We start from the raw sequence: 13,522 nt of genomic DNA on the forward strand, positions 1-13,522 counted from the left end.
TCCGGGCCGCCCTCACCCTTGCGCGGTAAAGCCGGGTGGGAAGGGCGGGGGCGGCCCGATCGTCAGACCTTTGCGCGCAGTACCGGCTTGCCGGGCGTGTCGACGCGGAAGGTGAAGATGTCGCCGGCCTGCGGTTGTTCCGCCAGCTGCTCGGGCGACAGGCCCTGCCGCGCGGTGGTGGCATAGGCGGTGCGTCCGTCCGGGCCGCCCAGCGCCACCTTGGTGATGTTCGACACGGGAAAGCGCACCTCGTGCGTCATGGTGCCGTCGGGCGAGAAGCGGCGCGCGGCCGATCCGCCGAAGAAGCCGACCCAGACGCCGCCCTCCGCATCGCAGATCGCACCGTCGGGATGGCCATGATCGTCGCCGAAGGTGAGAAAGGGGCGGGCAGGCGCCAGCGTCCCGTCCGCCTTGATGGCGTGGGCGAGGATCGTCTTGCCCAGCGTATCGACATGGTAGAGCACGGTATCGTCCGGCGCGATGGCGGGGCCGTTGGTGATGCACACCTTGTCCGCCTCGGCCTCCGAAACCGCACCGTTCTCGAACCGGTAGAGCTGGCCGCTGTCGGCGCTTTCGTCATTGTCCATCGTGCCGAACCAGATGCGGCCCTGGCCGTCCACCGCCGCGTCGTTCAGCCGGTTGGCGGGCAGATGCGGCTCGATCTCGGCAAGCCGCTCGAACGTGCCGGTTTCCGGGTCGAAATGATGCGGACCCGATTGCAGCCCCGCGACGAAGCCGCCGCGCTCCGCCGGCACGACCCAGCCGACCATTTCCGGTGCGGCCCAGTCGTCGCGCGTGTCGGTGGCCGGATCGTAGCGATAGATACGCTGCTGCTTGATATCGACGAACCACAAGGCGTTATCGACCCAGATCGGGCCCTCCGCCAGCGTCGCCCCGACGGTCAGAAGATGTTCCGAGTTCATCGCCACCCCGCATCGATAAAATAGTCGTGGCCAGTACACATTTTTGCGTCGTCCGATGCAAGGAACAGCACCAGTGCCGCCACGTCCGACGGCTGGATGCGGCCATCCAGGCACTGGGCGGCGACGATTTCCGCCTCGCCCTCGGGCGTGTACCATTTTTCCTGTCGCGGCGTCTGGACGTTGCCGGGGACGATCGTGTTGACGCGGATGTTCTGGCGACCCAGGTCGCGGGCCAAGCTGCGGGTCAGCCCCTCGATCGCGGCCTTGCACGTCTGGTAGAGGACGAGGTCGTTCAGCGCGAGGTGCCAGCTGATCGATCCGAAGTTCAGGATCGATCCGCCCCCGGCGCGCTTCATCGCAGGGAGCACCGCCTTGGCCGCGAAGAACTGGTGACGCAGGTTCACGTTCAGCCGCTCGTCCCAATAGGCGGGCGTCACGTCGTCGATGGCGTGGCGGTCGTCGTTGCCGGCATTGTTGACGAGGATGTCGACCCCGCCCAGCGCCGATTCCAGCTCGGCAAAGACGCGGGCCAGATCGTCCAGATCGGTCAGGTCGCAGTGGCGGAACACCGGGGCATGCGCCGCCCCCGCGCCCAGCCGCGTGACCAGCGCCGCGCTCGCCTCCTCGGCGATGTCGACGAAGCCGACGCGCGCCCCTTGCGCGACGAACGCCTCGACCAGCCCTTCGCCGATGCCGGAGCCACCGCCGGTGACGATGACCCGCTTGCCCGCAAGGCTGGGATAGACGGCGCGATTGTTCATGTCGTTCATGCCGAAAGCAGGCCGCGCGTGCTGAGATTGCGCATCAGGTCGCCGATCCCGAAGGACCAGGCGGGTGCGGCCTTGGAGGTGGTGACGGTGTTGGTGAGCGTGCCGAGGCGCGGATTGCTGATCGTCACCACGTCGCCCGTCTTGTGGGTGAAGCCGCGGCCGGGTTCGTCACGGTCCTGGGTCGGTGCGAACAGCGTGCCGAGGAACAGGACGAAGCCGTCGGGATAATGATGCTCGCTCACCGCCTGCGCCAGCAGCTCCTGCGGATCGCGGCTGATCTCCGACATCGAGCTGGCGCCGTTCAGCACATAGCCGTCGGTGCCCTCGATCCTGAGCGACACCTGGCTCGACCGGACATCGTCCATGGTGAAGCCGTCGTCGAACAGGCGGATCAGGGGGCCGAGCGAGCAGGACGCGTTGTTGTCCTTCGCCTTGCCCAGCAGCAGCGCCGAGCGCCCCTCGAAATCGCGCAGGTTGACGTCGTTGCCGAGCGTGGCGCCGACCGCGTGTGCGCGCGCATCGGCGACCAGCACCACCTCCGGCTCCGGATTGTTCCAGGTCGAATCGGAGCGCACGCCGATCTCCGCGCCGTCGCCGACGGTGGAGAGAACCGGGCTCTTGGTGAAGATCTCCGCATCCGGGCCGATCGCGACCTCCAGATATTGCGACCACATGCCGCCTTCGATCAGCGCCTGCTTCAGGCTGGCCGCCTCGGGCGAGCCGGGGACGACCGAGCGGATGCTGCCGCCCAGCGCCGCTTCCAGCCGCTCGCGCACTGCCGCCGCCGCGGCATAGTCGCCGCGGGCCTGTTCCTCGATCACGCGCTCCAGCGCGGACACCGCGAAGGTGACGCCAGCGGCCTTTACGCATTGCAGGTCGATCGGGCTGAGCAGGGTCAGCGCGTCCTGTTCGGCCAGGTCGCCCAGCGATTCGCCCTGCGCCGGGTCGATCGCGCCGGCGTCGATCAGCGTGGCGACCGTGGGGGCCACGCGGCTCATGTCGATCAGTTCGCCGCGCTCGACCAACACGGGGCAGGGACCCTCGCCACGGTCGATACGGCCGAGAAAGCGCCCTTCGCGCCAGTCGGCCGGCAGCGATGCGATCAACGCGTCAATTTGGTGCAACACCTGTTCCCCTCCGTCTCTGTTAGCGGTATCGGTCGCATCCGAAGAGCCGTCAAGTGGGCGGAAAATCTATAGGAGGGACAAGGGGATGCCGGCAAACGGACGATGGATGACGGCGATCGCGGCCGCTTTGCTGGCGACGACCGGTGTGGCAGCGCAGACCGTGCCGGCACCGGGTGCGGCCCCGGGTGCGGCAACGCCGATCCCGAAGCTGGTGAGCAAGAATGGCCGCCACGCGCTGCTGGTCGACGGCGCGCCGTTCCTGATGCTGGGCGCACAGGCGCATAATTCCAGCAACTATGCCGCGTCGCTGCCCAAGATCTGGCCGATGCTGGACCGCATCCACGCCAATACGCTGGAGATACCGATCGCGTGGCAACAGGTGGAGGCGCAGGAGGGCCGGTTCGACTTTTCCTATCTCCAGACGCTGCTCGATCAGGCGCGCACGCATGACAAGCGCGTCGTGCTGTTGTGGTTCGGGACGTGGAAGAACACCTCGCCCAGCTATGCCCCCGACTGGGTGAAGCTGGACAATCGTCGCTTCCCGCGCGCCAAGACGAAGACCGGCGAGGATCATTACGTCCATTCGCCGCACGGGCGCGCGACGCTGGAGGCGGACAAGCGCGCCTTCGTCAAGGTGATCGAATATCTGCGCGATCACGATCCGCAGAACACCGTCATCATGGTGCAGCCGCAGAACGAGGTGGGCAGTTACCGCAACCCGCGCGATTACGGCGCGGAGGCCAATCGTCTGTTCGCGCAAGATATCCCCGCGGCGCTGGCCAGGAAGACGGGCAAGCGCGGCACCTGGACGCAGGCGTTCGGGGATCAGGCGGACCGCGCGTTCAACACCTGGTACACCGCGTCCTTCGTCAACGCGATCGCGGCCGCCGGCAAGGCGGTGAAGCCGCTGCCCATGTACGTCAACGCCTCGCTGGCGGGCCCGTCCAACGTGCCCGACCCGATGGGGGTGGCAAGCGGCGGGCCGCAGCAGGACGTGCTGGACATCTGGAAGGCGGCGGCACCCGCGATCGATTTCGCCGCGCCCGACATCTACGACCGCTCCAGCACCAACGTGATCCAGTATCTGGATAAATATGCCCGGCCCGACAATGCGCTGATGGTGCCGGAAATCGGCAACTCGCGCGATTTCGGGCGGTATTTCTACGCGACGATCGGTCGCGGCGGGATCGGTTTTGCGCCCTTCGGCATCGATGACACGGGCGCGTCCAACTATCCGCTGGGTGCCAAGCAACTGGACGATGTGACGCTGGACGCGTTCGCGCTGCCCTATGAAATGCTCGGCTCGATCGCGCGCGACTGGGCCCGGATCGCGGCCAGCCGCCCGACCTGGGGCACCGCCAAGCCGGATGACGGCGCCGCGCAGAAGACGGTGATGGGCCAGTGGGCGATCACGGTGAACTGGGGGCTTTGGCAGTTCGGCCAGGCGGACTGGACCTGGCTGAAGGCCGATCCGACCCCCTGGGGCAAGGAGCCGGTCGGCGGGGTCGCGGTCGCGCAACTGTCCGACAACGAATTCCTGGTCGTGGGCGACCATGCCCGGATCAGCTTCGGCTCCGCGCCCGGTGCGCCGCCGAACGGCATGACCCTGCGCGTCGAGGAAGGCACGTTCCAGGACGGCAAATGGGTGATGCACCGCATCTGGAACGGCGACCAGACCGATTACGGCATCAATCTGGTCGATCGGCCGCAGGTGCTGAAGGTGACCATGGGGCGGTATCGCTAAGGCACCGGGACAACAGGGGAGTAGAACGATGAAGGGCATGATGATTGCGGCGCTGCTTGCCGGTAGCGCTATCACGTCTGCGCATGCGCAGACCGGGGCGGGGCGGTACGAGAAGGTCGATGGCGGGATCGCGGTGACGCCGGCCGGCGGCCCGTCCGCACGGGTGACGCTGACCGTGCACGGCGACGGCATCATCCATGTGATCGCCGCGCCGCGCACCTCGCTGGGCGGAGTGCAGGCCGAAAGCCTGATGGTGCCGCAGGCGCCGGCGGCGGGTGCGTTCACCGTCCGCGAGGCGGGCGGGCATGTCATCCTCGCGGCGGCACGCACCACCGCGGATGTCGATCTGGCGACCGGCCGCGTCCGCTTCACCGACGCGCAAGGGCGCGAAACGCTGGCCGAGGCGGACGCGGCGTCCTTTGCCACCAATCTGGTCGACGGGCGGCAATATGTCACCGCGTCGCAGCAGTTCAATCGCGGCACCGACGAGGGCTTTTACGGCCTGGGGCAGCACCAGAACGCACAGATGGATTATAATGGGGAGGACGTCGAACTCGCCCAGCACAACATGGACATCGCGGTGCCCTTCGTCGTGTCGACGAAGAATTACGGTCTGTTGTGGGACAATGACGGCATCACCCGCTTCGGCAATCCGGCGCCCTACACGCTGGTCGGACAGGGCGGGGGCGGCACCCTGCGCGTCACCAGCGGCGGCAAGCCGGGCTTCACCGCGCGCTATTATCTGGGCGGCAAGCTGGCGGTGACGCAGCAGGAAGCGACGATCAACTACCAGTATATCCGCGACCAGGCGAAATGGCCCGCCGCGGCCAAGGCGCAGACGACCGCGGCGACCGGCGGGCAGAACACCGCGGGCAATGCGGTGCAGACGCAAAAGGTGGTGTGGACCGGCCGGGTGACGCCCGACAAGGACGGCGTCCACAAGTTCCAGCTGTACGGCTCCAGCTATTTCAGGGTCTTCGCCGACGGGCGCGAGGTGCTCAACCGCTGGCGGCAGAACTGGAATCCCTGGTATCACAATTTCGACCTGCCGATGACCAAGGGCAAGGCGGTCGACCTGCGCGTCGAGTGGGAGCCCAATGCCGGCTATATCGCGCTCCTCCACAACGACCCGCTGCCCGAGGCGGATCGCCATTCGCTGTGGATGACCAGCGAGGTCGCGCGCGCGGTGAACTACTGGTACGTGCCCGGCCGCGACATGGACGACGTGATCGCCGGCTATCGGCAATTGACCGGCAAGGCCGGGATGATGCCGAAATGGGCCTATGGCTTCTGGCAGTCGCGCCAGCGCTACAACACGCAAGACGAAGTGGTCGGCGTGGTCGAGCGCTACCGGGCGCTGAACATCCCGATCGACAATGTCGTGCAGGACTGGTTCTACTGGCCCGAGGACGCCTGGGGCAGCCATGATTTCGAGAAATCGCGCTTCCCCGATCCCAAGGGGATGGTGGACCGGCTGCACGACCTGCATGCCCGCTTCATGATCTCGGTCTGGCCAAAATTTTACCCGACCACCGAGAACTACAAGGAACTGGCCGCCAAGGGGCTGACCTATCAGGGCAACCTGAAGATGGGCAATCGCGACTGGGTGGGCAAGGGCTATGCCAACACCGATTACGATCCCTATTCGGCGCAAGCCCGCCAGATCTTCTGGCGGCAGGTGCGCGACAAGCTGGGGACGATCGGCACCGACGCCTGGTGGCTGGATGCCAGCGAGCCTGACATCCATTCCAACCTGTCGATCGAGGAGCGGCTGGCGGTGATGGGGCCGACGGCACGCGGGCCGGCGGCGGAATATTTCAACAGCTTCCCGCTGGTCCACGCGACGGGCGTCTATGACGGCTGGCGCAAGTTCAAGCCGGACGTGCGCCCCTTCATCCTGACCCGCTCCGGTTTCGGCGGATTGCAGCGGACGGGCTCGGCGGTGTGGTCGGGCGACGTGGCCAGCCGCTGGTACGATCTGCGCGCGCAGATCTCGGCCGGCGTCAACGTCTCGCTGTCGGGCATCCCCAACTGGACGCACGATATCGGCGGTTTCGCGCTGGAGGATCGCTTCTCCACCAAGACGCCGACCGCCGCCGATCTGGACGAATGGCGCGAGCTGAACCTGCGCTGGTTCCAGTTCGGTGCGTTCACCCCGCTGTTCCGCAGCCATGGCGAGGCGCCGTACCGCGAGATCTACGAGATCGCGCCCGAGGGTTCGCCGATGCGCGCGTCGATGGTCTGGTACGACCAGCTTCGCTACCGCCTGATGCCCTATATCTACACCGTCGCCGCCGACACCTTCAACAAGGACGGCAGCATCATGCGCGGGCTGGTGATGGACTGGCCGGAGGATCGCACCGCACGCCAGGTGGACGACCAGTATCTGTTCGGCGACGCGTTCCTGGTCGCACCCGTCACCGAGCACAAGGCGCGGACCCGCTCCGTCTATCTGCCGGGGAATGGGCTGTGGTACGATTTCGCCACGGCACAGGCCTATCGCGGCGGCGGCCGGGTGAGCGTGGCCGCCCCCTATGAGCGGATGCCGCTGTTCGTGCGGGCCGGCGCGATCGTGCCGATGGGGCCGGTGACGCAATATATCGACCAGCAGCCGGGCGCACCGCTGACCATCACCGTCTATACCGGCGCGGACGGCCGCTTCTCGCTCTATGAGGACGACGGCACCAGCGAACAATATCGCACCGGCGCCTGGGCGCGCATGCCGATCCGCTATGACGAGGCGACCGGCAGCGTCACGCTGGGCGCGCGCGAGGGCAAGGGGTGGAAGGGCATGCCCGCCACCCGCACGATCCGGGTGAAGTGGGTCTCGCCCGGCCGCCCGGTCACCGACGACAACGGCTTCGATGCCGAGGTGACCTATAGCGGTGCCGAGATGGTGGTGCCGCGCAGCCGCGGATGAGCCGAACCCCGGCCCCTTCGATCAGGAAAGGGGCCGGGGGTTACTGAACGCTGCCACCGAGAGCGGTATTGATCGCCGCAAACGGACTGGCCAGCGCATTGTGCACCTCCAGCGCGATGACGACCGCGGTGGCGGTGCCGGCAATGGCGAACACGGCATATTGAAAGGCCGACGACCGGTGCCGCGAGGTTTCCACCCGCCGGGCGACGTGGCCTTCCGCCACCAGCCGCGCGCGGGTGCGGCGTTCCTGGTCGCTTTGCGTACGGCTTCCTGGCCGGGTGGCGAGGCGCGCCTCACGCGTCAGGGCCTCGGCACTGACCCGGTTCTGCGTACGCACGCCGAAAAAGCGGTCCTTGCGCCACATGACACGCCCGATGATGACCAGCGTGCCGCGGCGCACCTCGATATAATCGCCCGTGTCGGGCGCATGGTCCGCCGCGATCAGCAGGCCGCGCGACGATACGTTATGGATGCAGGCATCCCCCCAGGTCCCGCTCAGGTTCAGGCGGCAGGGCACGAACACCTTCGTGCGTGGCTCGCGCGGGCGCAGGGCGCTCAGCACGAAGGGGGTGGGGCGACGCGAGACATGCAACCGATATCGGTGCAACTTGCAAAGATATGGTTTCTTGTCTTGCCGAAATAACCGTGGGCAACCGGGTTTCATCAATCAAAAGGGCGGCGGTCGACAGGATCGCAGTACTGCCGGCAACCGCCCTTCGTCAGCGCGACCTTAGTGGTTGTCGCGCGGCAGTCCCTGCGTCTGTGCGATGCGCTGGTACTTTTCCGCGCCCTCCAGGATCGCACCGGTATTCATCTGGCCGACCACCGCACGCTGCATCTCCTGCCACGGGGTCTGCGAGGCGGGATATTGGTACCCGCCGGCAGCGACCAGCGCGTCGCGGCGCTGGGTCAGTTCCTCGTCGGAGAGCAGCACGTCGGCGGTGCCCTTGTTCAGGTCGATGCGCACGCGGTCGCCGGTGCGCAGCAGCGCCAGCCCACCCATGGCCGCGGCCTCCGGGCTGGCGTTCAGGATCGAGGGCGATCCCGACGTGCCCGACTGACGACCGTCGCCGATGCAGGGCAGGGCGTGCACGCCCTCGGTGATCAGATAGGCGGGCGGGCGCATGTTGACGACTTCCGCGGCGCCCGGATAGCCGATCGGGCCGGCGCCGCGCATGAACATCAGCGTCTCGGGCGTGATGCCGAGCGAGGGGTCGTCTATGCGGTGGTGATAATCCTCCGGCCCGTCGAACACGACCGCCGGCCCCTCGAACGCATCCGGGTCGTTCGGGTTGGACAGGTACCGTTCGCGGAACTCGGTGCCGATCACGCTGGTCTTCATGATCGCGGCATCGAACAGGTTGCCCGACAGCACGATGAAGCCGGCTTCTTCCTTCAGTGGCTGGTCATAGGGACGGATGACCTTTTCGTCCTCGATTTCCACGCCGCGGCAATTGTCGCCCATGGTGCGGCCGTTGACGGTCAGCGCATCCTCATGGATCAGCCCCTGGCCCATCAGCTGGTTGACCACCGCGGGCACGCCGCCGGCGCGGTAATAATCCTCGCCCAGATATTCGCCGGCCGGCTGAAGGTTGACGAGCAGCGGCACCTTGTGCCCCTCCGTCTCCCAGTCCTTGAGCGGCAGGTCGACGCCGATGTGACGGGCGAGTGCCGCCAGGTGGATCGGCGCGTTGGTCGATCCGCCGATCGCGGAATTGACCCGGATCGCGTTGTGGAAAGCTTGGCGGGTCAGGATGTCGGACGGCTTCAGGTCCTCGGCCACCATCTCCACGATGCGCTTGCCGGTGATGTACGACACTTCCTGACGGTCGCGATAGGGCGCGGGGATCGCGGCCGAACCGGGCAGCGACATGCCCAGCGCTTCCGCCAGCGAGTTCATCGTGGTCGCGGTGCCCATCGTGTTGCAATAGCCGGTCGACGGCGCGGACGAGGCGACGAGGCGGATGAACTCCTTGTCGTCGATCTCACCGGCGGCGAGCATCTGGCGCGCCTTCCACACGATGGTGCCCGAACCGGTACGCTCGCCCTTGTGCCAGCCGTTCAGCATCGGGCCGACCGACAGCGCGATCGCCGGAATGTTGACGGTGGCGGCGGCCATCAGCGCGGCCGGCGTCGTCTTGTCGCAACCGATGGTCAGCACCACGCCGTCCAGCGGATAGCCGTACAGCACCTCGACCAGGCCCAGATAGGCCAGGTTGCGGTCGAGCCCGGCGGTCGGGCGCTTGCCGGTTTCCTGGATCGGATGGACCGGGAATTCCAGCACGATGCCGCCCGCTTCGCGAATGCCCTCGCGCACGCGCTCGGCCAGCACCAGATGGTGGCGGTTGCAGGGGCTGAGGTCGGAGCCGGTCTGGGCGATGCCGATGATCGGCTTGCCCGACTGCAACTCCTCCAGGCTCAACCCGAAGTTCAGGTACCGCTCCAGATAGAGCGCGGTCATGTCGATATTGGCGGGATTGTCGAACCAGGCGCGGCTGCGCAGCTTGGGTGTGGTGGACGGTTCGGTCATGATGGTTCCGGATCAGCGAGCGGTGGAGAAGCGATAGATCATCGTGTGGCGATAGGGCTTGCCCGGATCAACACGCGGTGAAACGAAGTCGGGCTTGTTCGGTGCATCCGGAAATTTCTGCGGTTCCAGTGCGATGCCGTCGCCCATGCGGTACAGGTGGCCCGACTTGCCGACATAGGTGCCGTCAAGGAAGTTGCCGGTATAGAATTGCACGCCGGGCTCGGTCGTCAAGACCTCCAGCACGCGGCCCGAGGCGGGGTCCTCCAGCCGTGCGGCAAGCTGCGGCGTGGCGGTCAGCCCCTTGTCGAGCGCGAAATTATGGTCGTAGCCCTGGCCGTAGCGGATCTGCTGGTCGCGGCCGTCGCGAATGCCGTCGGCCACCACGCGCGGGCGGCGGAAGTCGAACACGCTGCCCTCCACCGGCTTGCGCTCGCCGGTCGGGATCAGCCTGGCGTCGACCGGCGTATAGGCGGCGGCGGGGATGGTCAGCTTGTGGAAGGTCGCGCCCATCGGCGAACCCTCGCCGTTCAGGTTGAAGATCGCGTGGTTCGTCATGTTGACGATCGTCGGCTTGTCGGTCTTCGCCTCGAACGCGATGGTGAGCGCGCCCTGCTCGTCCAGCGAATAGGTGACGGTGGTGTCCAGCTTGCCCGGATAGCCCGATTCGCCGTCCGGGCTGGTGTGCGCCAGCACGACGCTGGCAGTGGGGCCGTTCTTGGTCGAGACGATGCGCCAGTTCTGCTTGTCGAAGCCCTTGCCGCCGCCGTGCAGCGAATTGGTCTTGTCGTTCAGCGGCAATTGGTATGCCTTGCCGTCCAGCGTGAACTTGCCGCCGGCGATGCGGTTGGCATAGCGGCCGACGGTGACGCCGAAGAAATTGGGATGCTGTTCGTAGGCCGCGACATCGTCATAGCCCAGCAGCACGTCGGCCGTCTTGCCCGCGCGGTCGGGTTGCATCACCGATTGCAGTGTCGCACCGTACGTCAGGATGCGTGCGGACAGCCCCTGTGCGTTGGTCAGCGTGATCGCCTCGACGGTGCTGCCGTCCTGCAACGTGCCCGCCGGCGTGCGCTTTGCCTCCGCGCCGTAGGCTGCCGTCCCTGAAAGACCCAAAATCGATACCGCTACCAACGTCATACCCTTGACTGATGCCGTCCGCATTCCTCATCCCTTCGCCTGCTTGACGCCATTGACGCGTCTTGGTGAGCAATATAGTCGGACAATACAGAGAAGGGCAAGCCGTTGCGTCGCGGATGGGCGGCAATTCGGGGTGCCGATCAGGAGAAGGGTGGGATGGCTTCGCCAATCAACGTTAACGCCGCAGCCGCGGCCCCCGGCGCCGGGGATGATACCAATTACCGGTCGGCGCTGACCCTGCTTGCCAGCCTCTTTTTCATGTGGGGCTTCATCACGGTCATCAACAACACGCTGCTGCCGCATCTGAAAAGCGTGTTCGACCTCAATTACACGCAAACGACGCTGATCGAGAGCGTGTGGTTCATCGCCTATTTCTTCGCCTCGATCCCCTCGGCCAAGCTGATCGAGCGGATCGGCTACCAGAAATCGCTCGTCACCGGGCTGCTGATCATGGCGGCGGGTGCGCTCGGCATGACGCTGGCCGCCAGCATCCCGTCCTACGGGGTGACGCTGTTCATGCTGTTCGTCATCGCCAGCGGCATCACGCTGCTCCAGGTGGCGGCGAACCCTTACGTCGCGGTGGTCGGCAAGGCGGAGACCGCGTCGTCGCGCCTCAACCTGGTGCAGGCGTTTAACTCGCTGGGCACGATGCTGGCGCCGCTGTTCGGGGCCTATCTGATCCTGGGCCGGTCCAAGGGCGGCACGGCGCAGGCGGGCGCGGTCCTGACCGAGGCGGAGCGGCTGGCCGATGCGCAGTCGGTGATCCTGCCCTATGTGCTGGTCGCGGCGGTGCTGGTCGTGCTGGCGATCGTGATCGCCCGCTTTCCGCTGCCGGCGATGGGTTCGTCCACCAGCCGCGTCGCCAAGGCGGAGCGCAAGCAGCATTCGCTGTGGAAGCACCGCAACCTGGTGTTCGGCATCCCTGCCATCTTCATCTACCTGATCGCGGAGATCGGCGTCGCCAACCTGTTCGTGAACTTCGTCAGCTCGCCCACGGTCGCGGGCCTGACGCACGAGCAGGCGGGTCGCTACCTGACCTTCCTGTGGGGCGGCATGATGATCGGCCGCTTCGCCGGTTCGTTCGTGATGCAGAAGGTGTCGGCGGAGCGCGTGCTCGCGGTCTTCTCGGTGCTCGCCTTCATCGTGATGATGATCACCGTGTTCGCCAGCGGTCCGGTTGCGATGTGGTCGCTGATCCTGGTCGGCCTGTTCCACTCGATCATGTTCCCGACGATCTTCACGCTCGGCATCAAGGGGCTGGGCGCGCTGACCGAGGAAGGGTCGGGCCTGCTCATCATGGCGATCGCCGGCGGCGCGCTGGTGGTGGTGCAGGGCTGGCTGGCCGATACCTATGGCCTGCAGACCTCGTTCCTGCTGACCGCGGTGTGCGAACTCTACATCCTGTTCTACGCGGTGTGGGGGTCCAAGGCGACCAACGCGCTGCCGGACCAGAAGCCGGTCGGCTGAACCGCCTGACAGGGTACATGAAAAAAGGGCCGTCCGGGAAAACTGGGCGGCCCTTTCTTCATGCGCGGGAGAGGGGGAAGGGAAGGGGTTTGCCGCTCACTCCTCCATCGCGCTGCGCGTATCCTCCAGCGCCAGGTCGACCAGCACGCGCATCGCCTCGCTCGCCGCCACCGCATCGCCCGCCGCGATTGCCTCGTACACGCGCACATGGTCCGGCACCGGATTGCGCGGCAACGCGCGCGCCCGCTGCTTGAACTGCGTCGTCCAGTTCACCGCCGCCCCGATGCTCGCGGACAGTACCACCAGCGCATCATTGCGCGTCGCGCGCAGGATGGTGTCGTGAAAGTCGCGGTCGGCGGCGCGGCCGGCCTCGGTCGCCAGCGTGTGGCGGCGCATCGCGGCCAGCGCTTCCTTCATCGCCTTCAGCTCCGCCTTGTCACGCCGCTCCGCCGCCAGCCGTGCCGCGGCCGGCTCGACGATCGCGCGCAATTCGAACAGTGAGCGGACGAACTGGATGTCGGGCTCGCCCGAAAACGCCCAGGCGAGGACGTCGGGGTCGAGCAGGTTCCAGCGATTGCGCGGCAGCACGCGGGTGCCCGTCTTAGGCCGGCTTTCCACCAGTCCCTTGGCGCTAAGTACCTGTACCGCCTCGCGATAGGCACTGCGCGATACGTCCAGCGCTTCCGAAAAGGCGACCTCGCCCGACAGCGTGTCGCCGGGCACATATTCCCCGGACAAGATCGCCACGCCCAGCTTGTGCGCGATGGCGCCGTGCAGGCGACGTCCCGTCCCGCGCGGCACTCGTCTGGTCGCGTCCGGCACCCCGCTGTCCGCCGCACTGCGTTCCGCGTCACCCATGCTGTTTATCCTCCCGTCGTGGCTTTGCCTATCAATTGCAGGCTAA

At 66.6% G+C, this 13,522-nt stretch carries 10 protein-coding genes; 3 read left to right on the forward strand and 7 right to left on the reverse strand.

The features are described from left to right. Positions 1 to 62: 62 nt before the first annotated feature. Genes GQR91_RS10135 through GQR91_RS10145 form a run of 3 tightly spaced genes read right to left on the reverse strand, consistent with a single transcriptional unit; the run spans position 63 to position 2,820 of the window. The gene (locus tag GQR91_RS10135; protein WP_149681846.1) at positions 63 to 923 is read right to left on the reverse strand and encodes an SMP-30/gluconolactonase/LRE family protein; all 861 of its coding nucleotides are present in this window, start codon (positions 921 to 923) and stop codon (positions 63 to 65) included. Then, positions 920 to 1,684 (reverse strand): D-xylose 1-dehydrogenase, encoded by a 765-nt coding sequence (xylB, locus tag GQR91_RS10140; protein WP_211368596.1) that lies wholly within the window; start codon positions 1,682 to 1,684, stop codon positions 920 to 922. Before xylB ends, GQR91_RS10135 begins: the two co-directional genes overlap by 4 nt. 5 nt (positions 1,685 to 1,689) lie before the next feature. Continuing rightward, positions 1,690 to 2,820, reverse strand: coding sequence for a fumarylacetoacetate hydrolase family protein (locus GQR91_RS10145; protein ID WP_149681844.1), 1,131 nt, complete (start codon positions 2,818 to 2,820; stop codon positions 1,690 to 1,692). Between the two features lie 106 nt (positions 2,821 to 2,926). Here GQR91_RS10145 and GQR91_RS10150 point away from each other — a divergent pair, with 106 nt between their 5' ends. Both GQR91_RS10150 and GQR91_RS10155 read left to right on the forward strand, forming a co-directional pair. After that, complete coding sequence (locus GQR91_RS10150; RefSeq protein WP_162853754.1) at positions 2,927 to 4,564, forward strand: DUF5597 domain-containing protein; 1,638 nt, start codon at positions 2,927 to 2,929, stop codon at positions 4,562 to 4,564. A 28-nt stretch (positions 4,565 to 4,592) separates the two neighbouring features. Further along, a complete protein-coding gene (locus tag GQR91_RS10155) occupies positions 4,593 to 7,484 on the forward strand; it encodes a glycoside hydrolase family 31 protein (RefSeq protein WP_149681842.1) in 2,892 nt (963 codons plus the stop codon). A 40-nt stretch (positions 7,485 to 7,524) separates the two neighbouring features. Here GQR91_RS10155 and GQR91_RS10160 read toward each other — a convergent pair whose 3' ends face one another. The 3 genes from GQR91_RS10160 to GQR91_RS10170 all read right to left on the reverse strand — a co-directional run bounded on the left by GQR91_RS10160 (position 7,525) and on the right by GQR91_RS10170 (position 11,151). Further along, positions 7,525 to 8,076, reverse strand: coding sequence for a PilZ domain-containing protein (locus GQR91_RS10160; RefSeq protein ID WP_164727748.1), 552 nt, complete (start codon positions 8,074 to 8,076; stop codon positions 7,525 to 7,527). A 138-nt stretch (positions 8,077 to 8,214) separates the two neighbouring features. Then, positions 8,215 to 10,014 (reverse strand): IlvD/Edd family dehydratase, encoded by a 1,800-nt coding sequence (locus GQR91_RS10165; protein ID WP_149681840.1) that lies wholly within the window; start codon positions 10,012 to 10,014, stop codon positions 8,215 to 8,217. A gap of 12 nt (positions 10,015 to 10,026) precedes the next feature. After that, positions 10,027 to 11,151 (reverse strand): aldose epimerase family protein, encoded by a 1,125-nt coding sequence (locus GQR91_RS10170; protein ID WP_235903930.1) that lies wholly within the window; start codon positions 11,149 to 11,151, stop codon positions 10,027 to 10,029. A gap of 156 nt (positions 11,152 to 11,307) precedes the next feature. Here GQR91_RS10170 and GQR91_RS10175 point away from each other — a divergent pair, with 156 nt between their 5' ends. Further along, positions 11,308 to 12,618, forward strand: coding sequence for a sugar MFS transporter (locus GQR91_RS10175; protein ID WP_112383495.1), 1,311 nt, complete (start codon positions 11,308 to 11,310; stop codon positions 12,616 to 12,618). A gap of 96 nt (positions 12,619 to 12,714) precedes the next feature. On the opposite strand, the gene GQR91_RS10180 is transcribed toward GQR91_RS10175, so the two are convergent. Next, a complete protein-coding gene (locus GQR91_RS10180) occupies positions 12,715 to 13,476 on the reverse strand; it encodes a FadR/GntR family transcriptional regulator (protein WP_112383496.1) in 762 nt (253 codons plus the stop codon). Between the last annotated feature and the right edge of the window lie 46 nt (positions 13,477 to 13,522).

The sequence above is a fragment of the Sphingomonas carotinifaciens genome, assembly GCF_009789535.1.
In the GTDB taxonomy this organism is placed as follows: domain Bacteria; phylum Pseudomonadota; class Alphaproteobacteria; order Sphingomonadales; family Sphingomonadaceae; genus Sphingomonas; species Sphingomonas carotinifaciens.

What these genes read in the sequence shown, in the direction of transcription:
- GQR91_RS10175 (WP_112383495.1), top strand. Translation starts at nt 11,308, where the DNA reads ATGGCTTCGCCAATCAACGTTAACGCCGCAGCCGCGGCCCCCGGCGCC.
- GQR91_RS10155 (WP_149681842.1), top strand. Translation starts at nt 4,593, where the DNA reads ATGAAGGGCATGATGATTGCGGCGCTGCTTGCCGGTAGCGCTATCACG.
- GQR91_RS10170 (WP_235903930.1), bottom strand. Translation starts at nt 11,151, where the DNA reads ATGACGTTGGTAGCGGTATCGATTTTGGGTCTTTCAGGGACGGCAGCC.
- xylB (WP_211368596.1), bottom strand. Translation starts at nt 1,684, where the DNA reads ATGAACAATCGCGCCGTCTATCCCAGCCTTGCGGGCAAGCGGGTCATC.
- GQR91_RS10135 (WP_149681846.1), bottom strand. Translation starts at nt 923, where the DNA reads ATGAACTCGGAACATCTTCTGACCGTCGGGGCGACGCTGGCGGAGGGC.
- GQR91_RS10165 (WP_149681840.1), bottom strand. Translation starts at nt 10,014, where the DNA reads ATGACCGAACCGTCCACCACACCCAAGCTGCGCAGCCGCGCCTGGTTC.
- GQR91_RS10150 (WP_162853754.1), top strand. Translation starts at nt 2,927, where the DNA reads ATGACGGCGATCGCGGCCGCTTTGCTGGCGACGACCGGTGTGGCAGCG.
- GQR91_RS10180 (WP_112383496.1), bottom strand. Translation starts at nt 13,476, where the DNA reads ATGGGTGACGCGGAACGCAGTGCGGCGGACAGCGGGGTGCCGGACGCG.